We start from the raw sequence: 14108 nt of genomic DNA, 5'->3' as shown, positions 1-14108 counted from the left end.
TTGATGGCAAACCGCCTGCGTGTTGCGCAGGCGGTTTTGTTTTCTGTCCATTCGGCAGAGAAAGCCGCAGCCAGATCAGGATGTTCTGCTTATGACCATGTCGGCCCGCCTCGCATTGATGTTCTTCGCAGCGCTGCTCAGCGCCTGCGCCAGTCGCACGCCGCCCCCTGCGCCGGTGGTTCGCGCTCCGATAGTATTCGGCCCCTCACAATCCTTTTCGCCTGCTGCTGAAGACGTGCTGTTTCGCGCGCTCGGGCTGGTGGGCACACCTTACCGCTGGGGTGGCAACACGCCGGATTCAGGGTTTGATTGCAGTGGTTTGATTGGCTTCGTCTACCGCGATGCAGCGGGCATTTCCCTGCCGCGAACCACTCGCGACCTGATCGTGATGCAGGCGCCGAACGTCGGTAAGGAAGGCTTGCAGAGCGGTGACCTGGTGTTCTTCGCCACCAATGGCGGCTCGCAAGTGAGTCATGCGGGGATTTATGTCGGCGAAGGGCGCTTTGTGCATGCCCCGGCAACGGGCGGCACGGTGAAGCTCGATAGCCTGTCGAAGGCGTATTGGCAGAAGGCTTATCTAAGCGCGAAGCGAGTGTTGCAGCCGGAGCATTTGGCGCATAACCCGTAACAAGGCCAACACAAAACCCGATGTGGGAGCGAGCAAGCCCGCTCCCACATTCGTTATGGGTAAGGCGCTACATTATTTGGCAGAAGTGACCCGCCACACTTTATTGCCAACATCATCCGCGACCAGCAATCCACCCTGCTGATCGATCACCACGCCCACCGGGCGACCCAATGCGTTCTCGTCCTTGTCGAGGAAGCCGGTCAGCACGTCTACCGGTTGACCGCTCGGCTTGCCGCCGGTAAACGGCACGAAAATCACTTTATAACCACTGTGCGGTTTACGGTTCCATGAGCCGTGCTGGCCGATGAAGGCGCCTTCCTTGAACGGTGCTGGCAATGTGTTGCCCTCGGCGAAGCTCAGGCCCAGCGATGCAGTGTGCGGGCCGACCGCGTAATCCGGGGCGATGGCCTTGGCGACCAGATCCGGGTTTTGCGGCGAAACGCGCACATCAACATGCTGACCGTAATAGCTGAACGGCCAACCGTAAAAACCACCGTCCTTGACTGAGGTGATGTAGTCCGGCACCAGATCACTGCCAATCTCGTCACGTTCGTTGACCGCCGTCCACAGCGCGCCACTGGTGGGTTCCCAGGCCAGGCCGTTGGGGTTGCGGATGCCGGAAGCAAAGATCCGGTGATTGCCGGTCGCCCGATCCACTTCCCAGATCGCCGCGCGGCCTTCTTCCTTGTCCAGGCCATTTTCGCCGACGTTGCTGTTCGAGCCGACCGTGACGTACAGCTTGTTGCCGTCCTTGCTGGCGATCACGTTTTTGGTCCAGTGATGGTTCAGCGTGCCGCCGGGCAGGTCGACGACCTTGATCGGCTGCGTCTTGATCTCCGTCGCGCCAGGCTCGTAATGGAAGCGCAACAGGCGGTCGGTGTCGGCGACGTAGAGGTCGTTGCCGACCAGGGTCATGCCGAAGGGTGAATTGAGGTTCTGCAGAAACACAGTACGCGTCTCGGCCACGCCATCGTGGTCGGCGTCACGCAACAACGTGATGCGATTCGGGCTCGGTACGCCCGCACCGGCCTTGCCCATGACCTTCTTCATGACCCAGCCACGGATGCCGCTGCTGTCGTCAGGTTTTGGCGGGGCATTGGTTTCCGCCACCAGCACATCGCCATTCGGCAGCACGTAGAGCCAGCGTGGATGATCGAGGTCTTCGGCGAATGCCGCGACCTGGGTGCCGACTGCGGCCGTCGGTTTGGCGCCCTCGGGCCAGCCGATTGCCGGGGCGATGTTCACCGTTGGAATCAGGGTTTTGTTTGGTTCCGGCAATTTCGGTGACGGGCCAGTGCCGTCGGAGACTTGCAGGCTGGAGGTTTCACCACAGGCGGCGAGCCCTCCGGCGAAGGCGATGACAAAAACGAACTGGGGCTTGCGCATTGCTGATCTTCCCTATGAATGCATTCCTAAACATAGAGGAGGGCGCAAGCCCGATGGTTCAACTGCTCAACCGCGGGCTTCCTTGAACAGTACGGCAATGCCCGGATGGTAGTTGCCGGCCTCGCTGCGCAACTTGCGGTAGGCATAGGGGAAATACCAGGCGACCGCGCAGGTGTGTTCCTTTTGCAGATCATCGACCATGTCCTGCAGTTCTTCAGGGCTGGCGCTGTGCTGGGCTTTCTGCGGGGCGACGAACAGGCAGCCTAGCTTGAGGTCGCTGGCGTAGCTGATGCGTTTGGCGTCGCTGGTGATGTCCGCCAACGCTTGGGTCAGGTTGAGATTGTTCACTCGGGGCCAGCGCTGCGTGGCCTGGATATACGCCCGATCGTCGGCGCCGGCAACGAACAGATCGGCGCGAGCGTTGCGTTCGCCTTCTTCGTTCTGTTTGCGTGTAGTCGTTTCGTTCAGAGTGACCAGTTCGGCCATCCATGCTGCTGCGGTCAGCAATCCGAGATTGGCTTTCTCGTCATGCCAGTAGGGCGTGTCGCTATCACCGCGAACGGCGTTGTAGCGGTCGATACAGTCAAACCAGCGTTCAAGCACCGGGCGCAGGAATTCCAGGCGCGGGTTGCTGATGATCATGCCTTGCATCGTCATCATCCTTTTATTGTTGTGGTGAGCTTTTCAAGAAAAGCATGGCTCTTTGATATCATTTGTATCAGCGTGGCACAAGATTGGCGCCAGATAATTGATCGACGGCAGTTATTCGCCCGCTGGCCGCCTCTTTAATTGACGCTCCACCCCCAACCCTCTAACCTTCGCCGCTTGTTTCAGGTGCTCTGTGACCCTTGTCGACAGAGTGAAACAGGGAAGCCGGTGAGGGTTGTCTTCAAGCGAAGAATGACCACGATCCCGGCGCTGCCCCCGCAACGGTAAATGAGTGAAAACTGCGCCTTGAGCCACTGCCTCGAATGAAGCGGGAAGGCGCGCAGTCAGGCATGCGCCGCTCATGAGCCCGGAGACCGGCCTGATCCATCCAGCGGCATCACGGTGGGCGATGCCAGGCTTTTTGCCGTCTATTCCTGTGCCCGCCCGCCGTTATTCAGCCTCAACGGAGAGCTCCCCATGACTGATTCCCCCGAGCGCGACGAACGCCATCTGGCGCGCATGCAGCGCAAAAAAGCCGTGATCGACGAACGCATCGCCAATTCGCCGGACGAGTGCGGCCTGGTGCTGGTGCTGACCGGCAACGGCAAAGGCAAAAGCAGCTCGGCGTTCGGCATGCTCGCCCGCGCCATGGGCCACGGCATGCAATGTGGCGTGGTGCAGTTCATCAAGGGGCGCAACAGCACCGGGGAAGAATTGTTCTTCCGCCGCTTCCCTGAGCAAGTGCGCTACCACGTGATGGGCGAGGGCTTCACTTGGGAAACCCAGGATCGTCAACGCGACATTGCCGCCGCCGAAGCTGCGTGGGCCGTCTCCCGCGAACTGCTGCGTGATCCGTCGATTGGTCTGGTGGTGCTTGATGAACTGAATATTGCCCTTAAGCACGGTTATCTCGATCTCGATCAGGTGCTCAGCGATTTGCAGGCCCGTCCGCCGATGCAGCACGTGATCGTCACCGGGCGTGCCGCCAAGCCGGAAATGATCGAAATGGGCGATACGGTCACCGAAATGGGCATGCTCAAACACGCCTTCCAGGCCGGTATCAAAGCGCAGAAAGGCGTCGAACTTTGAATCAACCACGTCACTGCCCGGCGGTCCTCATTGCCGCGCCGGCCTCCGGTCAGGGCAAGACCACCGTCACCGCCGCGCTCGCCCGTTTGCATCGCAATCAGGGGCGCAAGGTGCGCGTGTTCAAATGCGGCCCGGACTTTCTCGACCCGATGATCCTCGAGCGCGCCAGCGGTGCGCCGGTGTATCAGCTGGACATGTGGATGGTCGGCGAGCAGGAAAGTCGGCGTCTGTTGTGGGAAGCCGCCGCCGAGGCGGATCTGATTCTGATCGAAGGCGTGATGGGCCTGTTCGACGGCACGCCGTCCAGTGCCGATCTGGCGCGGCATTTCGGTGTGCCGGTGCTCGGGGTGATCGACGGCACGGCGATGGCACAGACCTTTGGTGCGTTGGCGCTGGGCCTGGCGAAGTATCAATCTGATCTGCCGTTTGCCGGCGTGTTGGCCAACCGCGTTGGCACGCTGCGCCATGCGCAGTTGCTCGAAGGCAGTCTGACGCAAGGTTTGCGTTGGTACGGCGCGCTGTCCCGTGAGACCGGTATCGAACTGCCGAGCCGGCATCTCGGCCTGGTCCAGGCCAGTGAATTGAATGACCTCGATGTGCGCCTCGACGCAGCGGCCGACGCCCTCGGCAGCAGCTGCGAGGTAGCGCTGCCACCGGCCGTGGAGTTTGCCGCTCCGGACCTGATGAGCGTTGAACCGTTGCTCAACGGTGTGCGAATCGCCGTTGCCCGTGATGAGGCATTTGCCTTTACCTACGGCGCGAGTCTCGACTTGTTGCGGGCGATGGGCGCCGAGTTGAGCTTCTTCTCGCCAATCCGCGACACCCAATTGCCTGACGCCGACAGTCTGTATCTGCCCGGTGGTTACCCGGAATTGCATCACGTTGCACTGTCGCAGAACACCGCGATGCTTGAGGCGATTCGTGCGCATCATGCAGCGGGCAAACCCTTACTGGCTGAGTGTGGCGGCATGCTGTATCTGCTCGATTCGTTGACTGACGTTGAAGGCACTCGCGCTGCGTTGGTTGGGTTGCTCAAGGGCGACGCGGTGATGCAAAAGCGCTTGGCAGCGCTGGCGTTGCAAGCGGTCGATCTGCCGGAAGGTTCGTTGCGTGGGCACACTTATCACCATTCGCTGACGACCACTGAGCTGACGCCGATTGCCCGTGGCTTGAGCCCGAATGGCGGGCGCGGCGCCGAGGCGGTTTATCGTGAGGGGCGGATGACGGCCTCTTATGTGCACTTTTATTTTCCGTCGAATCCGACGGCGATTGCTGCATTGCTTGGGCCAGCCCGTGAGGCCGCCTTCGCGAGCAAGCCCGCTCCCACATTGAGCGGTGAGCTTCCTGACGAAATGCAATCCCTTGTGGGAGCTGGCTTGCCAGCGATGGGGCCATGACAGACAACGCATTCTCCGAAGCCGAACGCCAAGCGGTCTACAAAGCCATCGCCGAACGCCGCGACATGCGCCACTTCACCGGGGGCACCGTGGAGCCGGAGTTGCTGCGCCGTCTGCTCGAAGCCGCCCATCAGGCCCCAAGTGTCGGCCTCATGCAGCCTTGGCGTTTCATCCGCATCAGCGACCGCAGCCTGCGCGGGCAGATCCAGAGTCTGGTGGAAGCAGAGCGCATCCGCACAGCCCAAGCCCTCGGCGAGCGCAGCGACGAGTTCATGAAACTGAAGGTCGAAGGCATCAACGATTGCGCCGAAGTGCTGGTCGCGGCGCTGATGGATGATCGCGAAAAACACATTTTCGGGCGCCGCACGCTTCCGGAAATGGACATGGCGTCGTTGTCCTGTGCGATCCAGAATCTGTGGCTGGCGTCCCGTGCCGAAGGCTTGGGCATGGGCTGGGTGTCGCTGTTCGAGCCGCAGGCGCTGGCCGACCTGCTGAAATTGCCGGAGGGCGCCAAGCCGTTGGCCGTCTTGTGCCTGGGCCCGGTCAAGGAATTCTATCCGGCGCCGATGCTGGTACTCGAAGGGTGGGCTCAGGCGCGTCCGCTCAATGAGTTGCTGTACGAAAATTATTGGGGAGTGAGTCAATGAGTGTGGCGTTGTTGAGTGTCGCCGCAGTGGCGCTGGATGCGCTGCTGGGTGAACCTAAACGCTGGCATCCGCTGGTGGCGTTCGGCAATTTTGCCGGGCGCATCGAGCAACGTTTCAACGCCGGGGGGCGTGGCTGGCGCAGCCATGGCGTCACCGCCTGGGTAATTGCGGTGCTGCCGCTGACCTTGTTCGCCACGGCGCTTTCCTGGGCGCCGTATGTGGGCTGGGTCGTCGAGATTGTTGCGCTGTATTGTGCCCTCGGCATGCGTAGCCTCGGCGAGCATGTCGCGCCGGTGGCGGCTGCCTTGCGTGCGGATGATCTGGACGAGGCGCGCAAGCGTGTCGGCTATCTGGTCAGCCGTCAGACCGACGAACTCGACAGCACCGCCGTCGCCCGTGCCGCGACTGAATCCGTGCTGGAAAACGGCAGTGACGCGGTGTTCGCCGCGCTGTTCTGGTTTGTCGTCGCCGGTGCGCCGGGCGTGGTCCTCTATCGCTTGAGCAACACGCTCGACGCGATGTGGGGTTATCGCAACGAACGTTTCGAACGGTTCGGTTGGGCCGCAGCAAAAATCGACGACGTGCTGAACTACATTCCTGCACGCTTGGTGGCGTTGACCTACGCGCTGCTCGGTAAAACCCGACTCGCGCTGCAGTGCTGGCGGACCCAGGCACCTCAATGGGACAGCCCCAACGCCGGCCCGGTGATGGCGTCAGGCGCTGGCGCTCTGGGTGTGGAATTGGGTGGCCCGGCGATCTATCACGGCGAACTGCATGAGCGTCCGCAACTCGGTGAAGGCGAACCGGCCAGTGCCGATTCCATTGATCATGGCTGGCAATTGGTTCAGCGCGGGGTATGGTTATGGCTGCTGATTCTCTGCGTGGGAGCTGAATTCTATGCTTGAGCACGGTGGCCGACTGCGCAAGGCTGCACTTGATTACGGCATTGCCGAGGCCGACTGGCTCGACCTGTCCAGCGGTCTGGCGCCGTGGCCGTTTCCGATCCCGCAGATTCCGTTGCGCGCCTGGGCGCGACTGCCGGAAACCGATGACGGTCTGGAGCAAGCCGCGTGCGACTACTACGGTGCCACGCAAGTGTTGCCGGTGGCCGGTTCGCAGATGGCCATCCAGTTGCTGCCGCGTTTGCGTCGGGCCGGCAAGGTCGGCGTGTTGTCGCCGTGCTATGCCGAACATGCCGAAGCCTGGCGCCGCAGCGGTTACATTGTGCGTGAAGTGCTGGAGCAGGAAGTCGAATTCTTTCTCGACAGCCTCGATGTGCTGGTAGTGGTCAACCCGAACAACCCCACCGGTCTGAGCCTGACGCCGGCGCGCCTGCTCGACTGGCATGCGCGGCTCGCACAACGTGGCGGCTGGCTGGTGGTCGATGAGGCGTTCATGGACAACACGCCGCACCTGAGCCTGGCGGCGCATGCCCATCAAGTCGGGCTGATCGTGCTGCGATCATTTGGCAAGTTTTTCGGCCTGGCCGGTGTGCGTCTGGGCTTTGTCCTGGCCGAGCGCAAGTTGCTCCGACTGCTCGCCGAACAGGTCGGGCCGTGGGTCGTGAGCGGGCCGACGCGGGTGTTGGGCCAGGCCTGTCTGCAAGACACTGAAAACCATACACGCCAGCGCATTCGCAGTGATGAAGCCAGTGAGCGGCTGGCCGCGCTGCTTGAACGTTACGGCTTCAAACCTCAGGGTGGTTGCGCGTTGTTTCAGTGGCTGATCACCGAACACGCACACGCGCTGCACGAATTCATGGCCCGACGCGGGATCCTCCTGCGCCTTTTCACCCACAGCAGCAGTCTGCGTTTCGGTCTGCCTGCCAATGCGGCGGAAGAGGCGCGCCTCGAACAGGCGTTAATCGCTTTCACCAAGGACAACCCATGACCACGCTGATGGTGCAGGGCACCACTTCCGATGCCGGTAAAAGCACGCTGGTAACGGCGCTGTGCCGCTGGGCGACGCGCCAGGGTCTGGCGGTCGTCCCGTTCAAGCCGCAGAACATGGCGCTCAACAGCGCGGTAACGGCGGATGGCGGCGAGATTGGCCGCGCCCAGGCGGTGCAGGCGCAAGCGGCGTTTCTCGAGCCGCACACCGACATGAATCCGGTGCTGCTCAAACCGAACAGCGACACCGGCGCTCAGGTGATCATTCATGGTCGTGCGGTGACGTCGATGAATGCCGTGGCCTATCACGACTACAAAGCCATCGCCATGCAAGCGGTGCTGGCGTCCCATCAACGGCTGAGCGCCGCGTATCCGCTGGTGATGGTCGAAGGTGCCGGCTCGCCCGCCGAGATCAACCTGCGCGCTGGCGATATCGCCAACATGGGCTTTGCCGAGGCGGTGGATTGCCCGGTGCTGCTGATTGCCGACATCAATCGTGGTGGGGTTTTTGCCCATCTGGTCGGCACGCTGGAGTTGCTGTCGCCGAGCGAACAGGCACGGGTCAAAGGTTTCATCATCAACCGTTTTCGTGGTGACATCGCGCTGCTGCAACCGGGCCTCGACTGGCTCGAACAGCGCACCGGCAAACCGGTGGTCGGCGTGCTGCCGTATGTGATGGACCTGCATCTGGAGGCCGAGGACGGCATCGATCAGCGTCAGACCGACAAGGCCGAACAGGTGTTGAAAGTGCTGGTGCCGGTGCTGCCGCGCATCAGCAACCATACCGACTTCGATCCGTTGCGCCTGCATCCGCAGGTCGATCTGCAGTTCATCGGCCCGGGTATGGCGATCCCGCCTGCCGATCTGATCATCCTGCCCGGCTCGAAAAGTGTGCGCAGCGATCTGGCCTGTCTGCGCGCCAACGGCTGGGACGCGGCGATCAATCGTCACCTGCGTTACGGCGGCAAGGTGCTGGGGATTTGCGGCGGTCTGCAGATGCTCGGTGAGCAGGTGCACGATCCGCTCGGCCTCGAAGGCGCCCCCGGTTCCAGTGCCGGGCTTGGCTTGCTGGCGTTCGAAACGCAGCTCGAAGCCGAGAAGCAATTGCGCAATGTGCGCGGGCGTCTGGCGCTGGAGGATGCCGAGGTCCACGGTTATGAAATTCATGCTGGCGTGACCAGCGGGCCAGCGTTGGAAAACGCGGCGGTGCATCTGGATGACGGTCGTTGCGACGGTGCGCAGAGTGCCGACGCACAAGTGTTCGGCACTTATCTGCATGGCCTGTTCGAATCGCCGGCGGCGAGTGCGGCGTTGCTGCGCTGGGCGGGGTTGAGCGACGTGCAGGAGGTCGATTATCACGGCTTGCGCGAGCGCGATATCGAGCGCCTGGCGGATCTGGTAGAGCAGCATTTGGATACCGGTCTTTTGCGAAAACTCTGTGGGATCTGATTGGCCTGTGCCGGCCTCTCGCGAGCAATCCCGCTCCCCTATTGAAACACCTGCCCCCTGTGGGAGCGGGCTTGCCCGCGAATAGGCCAGTCGACTCAACACATAAAATTCAGGATGCCTCCATGCTCCAACTGATCCTCGGCGGCGCCCGCTCCGGCAAAAGTCGTCTGGCGGAAAAACTCGCCAGCGAAAGCAACCTCGCGGTCACCTACATTGCCACCAGCCAACCACTCGATGGCGAGATGAACGAGCGCGTTGCCCATCACCGCGCCCGTCGTCCGGGCGAATGGGCGCTGATCGAAGAACCGCTGCAACTGGCCCGCGTCCTGCGTGAAAACGCGAGTGCCGAGCGTTGCCTGTTGGTCGATTGCCTGACCCTGTGGCTGACTAATCTGCTGATGCTCGACGACGCCGAACGCCTCGCCGCCGAGCGCGAAGCCCTGCTCGAATGCCTGGCTACGCTGCCGGGTGAAATCATTTTTGTCAGCAACGAGACCGGGATGGGTGTCGTGCCGCTGGGCGAATTGACTCGCCGCTACGTCGATGAAGCCGGTTGGCTGCATCAAGCTCTGGCCGGGCGCTGTCAGCGTGTTGTCCTGACCGTCGCCGGCTTGCCCCTGACTCTGAAAGGATCTGCGTTATGACTCAATCGTGGTGGCTCAACCCCTGCAAACCGGTGAATGCCGCTGTCGTCGAACAAGCGGCGGCCCGCCAGCAGCAACTGACCAAACCGTCGGGTTCGCTGGGGCGGCTGGAATCGGCTGCGGTGCAACTGGCCGGCCTGCAGGGCCAGGTCAAACCGACGCTGGAGCAGGTCTGGATCGCGATTTTCGCTGGCGATCACGGCGTTGTCGCCGAAGGGGTTTCGGCGTTCCCACAGGCAGTCACCGGGCAGATGCTACTGAACTTCGTCAGCGGCGGCGCAGCGATCAGCGTTTTGGCGCGCCAGCTCGGTGCCGAACTCGAAGTGGTCGACCTGGGTACCGTGACGCCGGCGCTGAACCTGCCGGGCGTGCGTCATTTGAACATTGGCCTGGGCACGGCGAATTTCGCCAAAGAGTCGGCGATGACCGAGGCGCAGGGCGGGCTCGCATTACAGGCAGGTCGTGATAGCGTTCTGCGCGCGAAAGCGGCCGGCGCACAGCTATTCATTGGCGGTGAAATGGGCATCGGCAACACCACGGCGGCCAGTGCGCTGGCGTGTGCCTTGCTCGATTGCCCGGTGGCGCATTTGACCGGCCCGGGCACGGGTCTGAATGCCGAGGGTGTCAGCCACAAGGCGCACGTGATCGAGCGCGCGCTGGCGCTGCACTCGGCGCAACGCGGGGAGGTCTTGCAGACGCTGTTCAATCTCGGCGGTTTTGAAATCGCTGCGCTGGTCGGCGCTTATGTGGCCGCGGCGCAGGAAGGCGTCGCGGTGATGGTCGACGGTTTCATCTGCACGGTCGCCGCGCTGGTCGCGGTACGCTTGAATCCGGCTTGCCGTGAGTGGCTGCTGTTCGGTCATCGCGGTGCCGAGCCGGGCCATCGGCATGTCCTCGAAACCCTGAAAGCCGAGCCCTTGCTGGAACTGGATCTGCGTCTGGGTGAGGGCAGCGGGGCGGCGCTGGCGGTGCCGCTGTTGCGTCTGGCCTGCGACCTGCACGGGCAGATGGCGACCTTCGCCGAGGCGGCCGTGGCGGATCGTCCGGCATGACCTTGCGCCTGGATCTGTTGCGCCACGGTGAAACCGAACTCGGCGGTGGCCTGCGTGGCAGCCTCGACGATGCGCTGACCGAAAAGGGCTGGGCGCAGATGCGCGCGGCGGTGATTGATGGCGGGCCGTGGGATCGGCTGGTCAGCTCGCCGTTGCAACGGTGCGCGCGGTTCGCCGCAGAACTGGGTGAGCAACTCGATTTGCCGGTGCAACTGGAAAAGGATCTGCAAGAGCTGCATTTCGGTGCGTGGGAAGGACAGAGCGCGGCGGCGCTGATGGAGACCGATGCGCAGGCGTTGGGGCTGTTCTGGGCCGATCCTTACTCGTTCACGCCGCCTCAGGGTGAACCGGTCAGCGCGTTCTCGGCGCGGGTGCTGACTGCGGTTGCCCGACTGCAGGCGGCGTATGCCGGTGAGCGCGTTCTGCTGATCAGCCATGGGGGGGTGATGCGCTTGTTGCTGGCTCAAGCGCGCGGCTTGCCCCGCGAACAGTTGCTCAATGTCGAGGTCGCTCATGGTGCGTTGTTTGCGCTTACCGTCGAGGCCGAAGGCTCGCTCAAGGAAGGTCACTAAGATGCTGCCGCTGTGGATCGCCTTGCAGTTTCTCAGCAGCCTGCCGATTCGTTTGCCGGGCATGCCAGAGCCGGATCAACTGGGCCGTTCACTGCTGTTTTATCCGCTGGTGGGCTTGCTGTTCGGCCTCATCCTGTGGGGGGTGAACCTGGTATTGAGCGGCGCGCCTTTGCTGCTGCACGCGGCGCTGCTGTTGACGGTGTGGGTGCTGCTCAGCGGTGCGCTGCACCTCGACGGTCTGGCCGACAGCGCCGATGCCTGGCTGGGCGGCTTCGGTGATCGCGAACGCACGCTGACTATCATGAAGGACCCACGCAGCGGGCCGATTGCGGTGGTGACGCTGGTGCTGGTGTTGCTGCTCAAGTTCGCTGCGCTGCTGGCGTTGATCGAGCAGGGGCACGGGTTGGCGTTGATCATTGTGCCGCTGCTCGGGCGGACGGCGCTGTTGGGGTTGTTTCTGACGACGCCGTATGTGCGTACCGGTGGGTTGGGGCAAGCGTTGGCGGACCATTTGCCGCGCAAGGCCGGTTGGTGGGTGTTGGGCGCGACTGCGCTGGGCTGCGTGTTGATCGCCGGGTTTGGCGCGGTTGTTGCGCTGGTGATTTCGCTCGTTGTGTTTGTCTGGCTGCGCCGGGTGATGATGCGGCGGCTGGGCGGGACGACCGGCGATACGGCGGGGGCGTTGCTGGAAGTGCTGGAGATGGTGGTATTAGCGGGATTGGCACTGGCCTGACAGTTGTTTTGTATCGGCGGTGCCGGCCCCTTCGCGAGCAAGCCCGCTCCCTCGTTGGGAATGTGGTCTGATGTGGGGGCGGGCTTGCTTACGAAGGCGGTCTGACAGACGCCGAATAATCTTGGGTAAACTCATCTGTAACTTGATTTAACACAGTCGCGGGTATATACACGCATCATGCTTCCTTCTCAGTGTTTGTGCACCAACCTGCGTCGCGCCGCTCGTGGCGTCAGCAGGCATTATGACGGCGCTCTCGATGGCTTCGGGATTAACGTTGCCCAGTATTCTCTGCTGTGCAATCTGCAACGCCTCGACCAACCGAGCATCTCGGAACTCGCCGAAGCGATGGGGCTGGACCGCAGCACCCTGGGGCGCAATCTGCGGGTGCTGGAAGGCGAAGGGCTGGTCGCGCTGGCCGAGGGCGAGGACATGCGTAACCGCATCGTCAAGCTCACCGAAACCGGCGAGCAACGGCTGGCCGCAGCACTGCCTGCCTGGGAAGCGGCGCAACAGCGGTTGATTGATCGCCTGGGCGCCGAGAAGCGTGAAACCTTGCTCAAATTGCTGGACGAACTGGCGTAACGGCCGGTTTTTCCGACCTCAAGCGGGTATATACCCGCGACTGGAGAACAAGAATGACATCGATGTGGCGTGCGTGCGGTTGGGTATTGGTCGGCAGTGCGCTGATTCTTGCGTTGTCGTTGGGTGTGCGGCATGGCTTCGGCCTGTTCCTGTCACCGATGAGCGCGCAATTCGGTTGGGGCCGCGAGGTGTTTGCCTTCGCCATCGCCCTGCAGAACCTGATCTGGGGCCTGGCGCAGCCGTTTACCGGGGCGCTGGCTGATCGCTTCGGTGCGGCGAAAGTGGTGCTGATCGGTGGAGTCCTCTATGCCGCCGGCCTGGTGTGCATGGGCTTGTCGGATTCGGCGGTGACGTTGTCGCTGAGTGCCGGTTTGCTGATCGGTATCGGCCTGTCTGGCACCTCGTTCTCGGTGATCCTCGGCGTCGTCGGCCGTGCGGTGCCGCCAGAGAAACGCAGCATGGGCATGGGCATTGCCAGTGCTGCCGGCTCCTTCGGTCAGTTCGCCATGTTGCCTGGCACCCTCGGGCTGATCGGCTGGCTCGGCTGGTCGGCGGCGTTGTTGGTGCTGGGCCTGCTGGTCGCGCTGATCGTGCCACTGGTGAGCATGCTCAAGGACAAGCCGCTGCCGGTGCTCGGCCATGAACAAACCCTGTCCGAAGCGTTGCGTGAAGCCTGCTCGCATTCAGGATTCTGGCTGCTGGCGTTCGGTTTTTTTGTCTGCGGATTTCAAGTGGTGTTCATCGGCGTGCACTTGCCGGCGTATCTGGTCGATCAGCACTTGCCGGCCAGCGTCGGCACTACGGTGCTGGCGCTGATCGGCCTGTTCAATATCTTCGGCACCTACACAGCGGGATGGTTGGGCGGGCGTATGTCCAAACCACGCTTGCTCACCGCTTTGTATCTGTTGCGAGCGGTGGTGATTGTGCTGTTCCTGTGGCTGCCGGTAACCACCACGTCGGCCTATCTGTTCGGCATGGCGATGGGCTTCTTGTGGCTGTCGACGGTGCCGTTGACCAACGGTACGGTGGCGACCTTGTTCGGTGTGCGCAATTTGTCCATGCTCGGCGGTATCGTGTTCCTGTTCCACCAGCTTGGCTCGTTCCTCGGCGGCTGGCTGGGCGGGGTGGTGTATGACCGAACCGGGAATTATGACTTGATCTGGCAGGTGGCGATTCTGTTGAGTCTGTTGGCGGCCGCGTTGAACTGGCCGGTGCGCGAGCGTCCGGTCGCGCGTTTGCAAACCGCTGCGAGCGCCGCATGAACCGAATCTGGCCACGATTGGCCTTCACCGCACTCGGCGCCGCGCTGCTGGCGCTGGTGTGGTGGGGCTGGCAGCAGGGCGGCCTGGCTTTGATGCAGTTGGGCATGAGCATTTGCTAGAAACAGGTATC

Annotated in this window: 16 protein-coding genes and 1 riboswitch; of the genes, 14 read left to right on the top strand and 2 right to left on the bottom strand. The window is 62.5% G+C overall.

The window, feature by feature from the left end; translation table 11 throughout:
* Positions 1-91: 91 nt before the first annotated feature.
* Entirely contained in the window at positions 92-628 is a 537-nt protein-coding gene (locus AACY19_RS21170) for a C40 family peptidase (protein WP_339453578.1), read from the top strand.
* Positions 629-700: 72 nt separating this feature from the next.
* On the opposite strand, the gene AACY19_RS21165 is transcribed toward AACY19_RS21170, so the two are convergent.
* Positions 701-2014: a PQQ-dependent sugar dehydrogenase gene (locus AACY19_RS21165; RefSeq protein ID WP_339453577.1), complete on the bottom strand. Its 1314-nt coding sequence runs from the start codon at positions 2012-2014 to the stop codon at positions 701-703.
* A gap of 66 nt (positions 2015-2080) precedes the next feature.
* Positions 2081-2665 (bottom strand): hypothetical protein, encoded by a 585-nt coding sequence (locus AACY19_RS21160; RefSeq protein ID WP_339453576.1) that lies wholly within the window; start codon positions 2663-2665, stop codon positions 2081-2083.
* Between the two features lie 164 nt (positions 2666-2829).
* A riboswitch (cobalamin riboswitch) is annotated at positions 2830-3059 on the top strand.
* 80 nt (positions 3060-3139) lie between these two features.
* Between AACY19_RS21160 and cobO the strand changes: the two genes are divergently transcribed.
* The 13 genes from cobO to AACY19_RS21095 all read left to right on the top strand — a co-directional run bounded on the left by cobO (position 3140) and on the right by AACY19_RS21095 (position 14097).
* A complete protein-coding gene (cobO, locus tag AACY19_RS21155; RefSeq protein WP_339453575.1) occupies positions 3140-3751 on the top strand; it encodes a cob(I)yrinic acid a,c-diamide adenosyltransferase in 612 nt (203 codons plus the stop codon).
* Positions 3748-5148, top strand: a complete 1401-nt coding sequence (locus tag AACY19_RS21150) for a cobyrinate a,c-diamide synthase (protein WP_339453574.1) — start codon at positions 3748-3750, stop codon at positions 5146-5148. The genes cobO and AACY19_RS21150 overlap by 4 nt, the downstream gene beginning before the upstream one ends.
* A complete protein-coding gene (gene bluB / locus AACY19_RS21145) occupies positions 5145-5795 on the top strand; it encodes a 5,6-dimethylbenzimidazole synthase (RefSeq protein ID WP_339453573.1) in 651 nt (216 codons plus the stop codon). Before AACY19_RS21150 ends, bluB begins: the two co-directional genes overlap by 4 nt.
* Positions 5792-6700, top strand: a complete 909-nt coding sequence (cbiB, locus tag AACY19_RS21140; protein ID WP_339453572.1) for an adenosylcobinamide-phosphate synthase CbiB — start codon at positions 5792-5794, stop codon at positions 6698-6700. Before bluB ends, cbiB begins: the two co-directional genes overlap by 4 nt.
* On the top strand, positions 6693-7685 hold the full coding sequence (gene cobD, locus AACY19_RS21135) for a threonine-phosphate decarboxylase CobD (protein ID WP_339453571.1): 993 nt from the start codon (positions 6693-6695) through the stop codon (positions 7683-7685). The genes cbiB and cobD overlap by 8 nt, the downstream gene beginning before the upstream one ends.
* Positions 7682-9133, top strand: a complete 1452-nt coding sequence (locus AACY19_RS21130; RefSeq protein WP_339453570.1) for a cobyric acid synthase — start codon at positions 7682-7684, stop codon at positions 9131-9133. The genes cobD and AACY19_RS21130 overlap by 4 nt, the downstream gene beginning before the upstream one ends.
* 122 nt (positions 9134-9255) lie before the next feature.
* Entirely contained in the window at positions 9256-9777 is a 522-nt protein-coding gene (cobU, locus tag AACY19_RS21125) for a bifunctional adenosylcobinamide kinase/adenosylcobinamide-phosphate guanylyltransferase (protein ID WP_339453569.1), read from the top strand.
* The gene (cobT, locus tag AACY19_RS21120; protein WP_339453568.1) at positions 9774-10829 is read left to right on the top strand and encodes a nicotinate-nucleotide--dimethylbenzimidazole phosphoribosyltransferase; all 1056 of its coding nucleotides are present in this window, start codon (positions 9774-9776) and stop codon (positions 10827-10829) included. The genes cobU and cobT overlap by 4 nt, the downstream gene beginning before the upstream one ends.
* The gene (cobC, locus tag AACY19_RS21115) at positions 10826-11401 is read left to right on the top strand and encodes an alpha-ribazole phosphatase family protein (RefSeq protein ID WP_339453567.1); all 576 of its coding nucleotides are present in this window, start codon (positions 10826-10828) and stop codon (positions 11399-11401) included. The genes cobT and cobC overlap by 4 nt, the downstream gene beginning before the upstream one ends.
* Position 11402: 1 nt before the next feature.
* On the top strand, positions 11403-12134 hold the full coding sequence (locus AACY19_RS21110) for an adenosylcobinamide-GDP ribazoletransferase (protein WP_339453566.1): 732 nt from the start codon (positions 11403-11405) through the stop codon (positions 12132-12134).
* A gap of 177 nt (positions 12135-12311) precedes the next feature.
* Positions 12312-12716: a MarR family winged helix-turn-helix transcriptional regulator gene (locus AACY19_RS21105; protein ID WP_339453565.1), complete on the top strand. Its 405-nt coding sequence runs from the start codon at positions 12312-12314 to the stop codon at positions 12714-12716.
* A 62-nt stretch (positions 12717-12778) separates the two neighbouring features.
* Complete coding sequence (locus tag AACY19_RS21100) at positions 12779-13978, top strand: MFS transporter (RefSeq protein ID WP_339453701.1); 1200 nt, start codon at positions 12779-12781, stop codon at positions 13976-13978.
* The gene (locus tag AACY19_RS21095; RefSeq protein ID WP_339453564.1) at positions 13975-14097 is read left to right on the top strand and encodes a hypothetical protein; all 123 of its coding nucleotides are present in this window, start codon (positions 13975-13977) and stop codon (positions 14095-14097) included. The genes AACY19_RS21100 and AACY19_RS21095 overlap by 4 nt, the downstream gene beginning before the upstream one ends.
* Positions 14098-14108 lie beyond the last annotated feature (11 nt).

Source organism: Pseudomonas sp. EA_5y_Pfl2_R50 (assembly GCF_963970475.1).
Lineage (GTDB): Bacteria > Pseudomonadota > Gammaproteobacteria > Pseudomonadales > Pseudomonadaceae > Aquipseudomonas.
Note: the sequence above shows the minus strand (reverse complement) of the source record. Positions and strands in the feature narration are given on the sequence as shown.

Excerpts from the sequence above, each read along its gene's own strand:
- AACY19_RS21170 (WP_339453578.1), top strand. The coding sequence starts at position 92 with ATGACCATGTCGGCCCGCCTCGCATTGATGTTCTTCGCAGCGCTGCTC.
- AACY19_RS21165 (WP_339453577.1), bottom strand. The coding sequence starts at position 2,014 with ATGCGCAAGCCCCAGTTCGTTTTTGTCATCGCCTTCGCCGGAGGGCTC.
- AACY19_RS21160 (WP_339453576.1), bottom strand. The coding sequence starts at position 2,665 with ATGCAAGGCATGATCATCAGCAACCCGCGCCTGGAATTCCTGCGCCCG.
- cobO (WP_339453575.1), top strand. The coding sequence starts at position 3,140 with ATGACTGATTCCCCCGAGCGCGACGAACGCCATCTGGCGCGCATGCAG.
- bluB (WP_339453573.1), top strand. The coding sequence starts at position 5,145 with ATGACAGACAACGCATTCTCCGAAGCCGAACGCCAAGCGGTCTACAAA.
- cbiB (WP_339453572.1), top strand. The coding sequence starts at position 5,792 with ATGAGTGTGGCGTTGTTGAGTGTCGCCGCAGTGGCGCTGGATGCGCTG.
- cobD (WP_339453571.1), top strand. The coding sequence starts at position 6,693 with ATGCTTGAGCACGGTGGCCGACTGCGCAAGGCTGCACTTGATTACGGC.
- AACY19_RS21130 (WP_339453570.1), top strand. The coding sequence starts at position 7,682 with ATGACCACGCTGATGGTGCAGGGCACCACTTCCGATGCCGGTAAAAGC.
- cobU (WP_339453569.1), top strand. The coding sequence starts at position 9,256 with ATGCTCCAACTGATCCTCGGCGGCGCCCGCTCCGGCAAAAGTCGTCTG.
- cobT (WP_339453568.1), top strand. The coding sequence starts at position 9,774 with ATGACTCAATCGTGGTGGCTCAACCCCTGCAAACCGGTGAATGCCGCT.
- cobC (WP_339453567.1), top strand. The coding sequence starts at position 10,826 with ATGACCTTGCGCCTGGATCTGTTGCGCCACGGTGAAACCGAACTCGGC.
- AACY19_RS21110 (WP_339453566.1), top strand. The coding sequence starts at position 11,403 with ATGCTGCCGCTGTGGATCGCCTTGCAGTTTCTCAGCAGCCTGCCGATT.
- AACY19_RS21105 (WP_339453565.1), top strand. The coding sequence starts at position 12,312 with ATGCTTCCTTCTCAGTGTTTGTGCACCAACCTGCGTCGCGCCGCTCGT.
- AACY19_RS21100 (WP_339453701.1), top strand. The coding sequence starts at position 12,779 with ATGTGGCGTGCGTGCGGTTGGGTATTGGTCGGCAGTGCGCTGATTCTT.
- AACY19_RS21095 (WP_339453564.1), top strand. The coding sequence starts at position 13,975 with ATGAACCGAATCTGGCCACGATTGGCCTTCACCGCACTCGGCGCCGCG.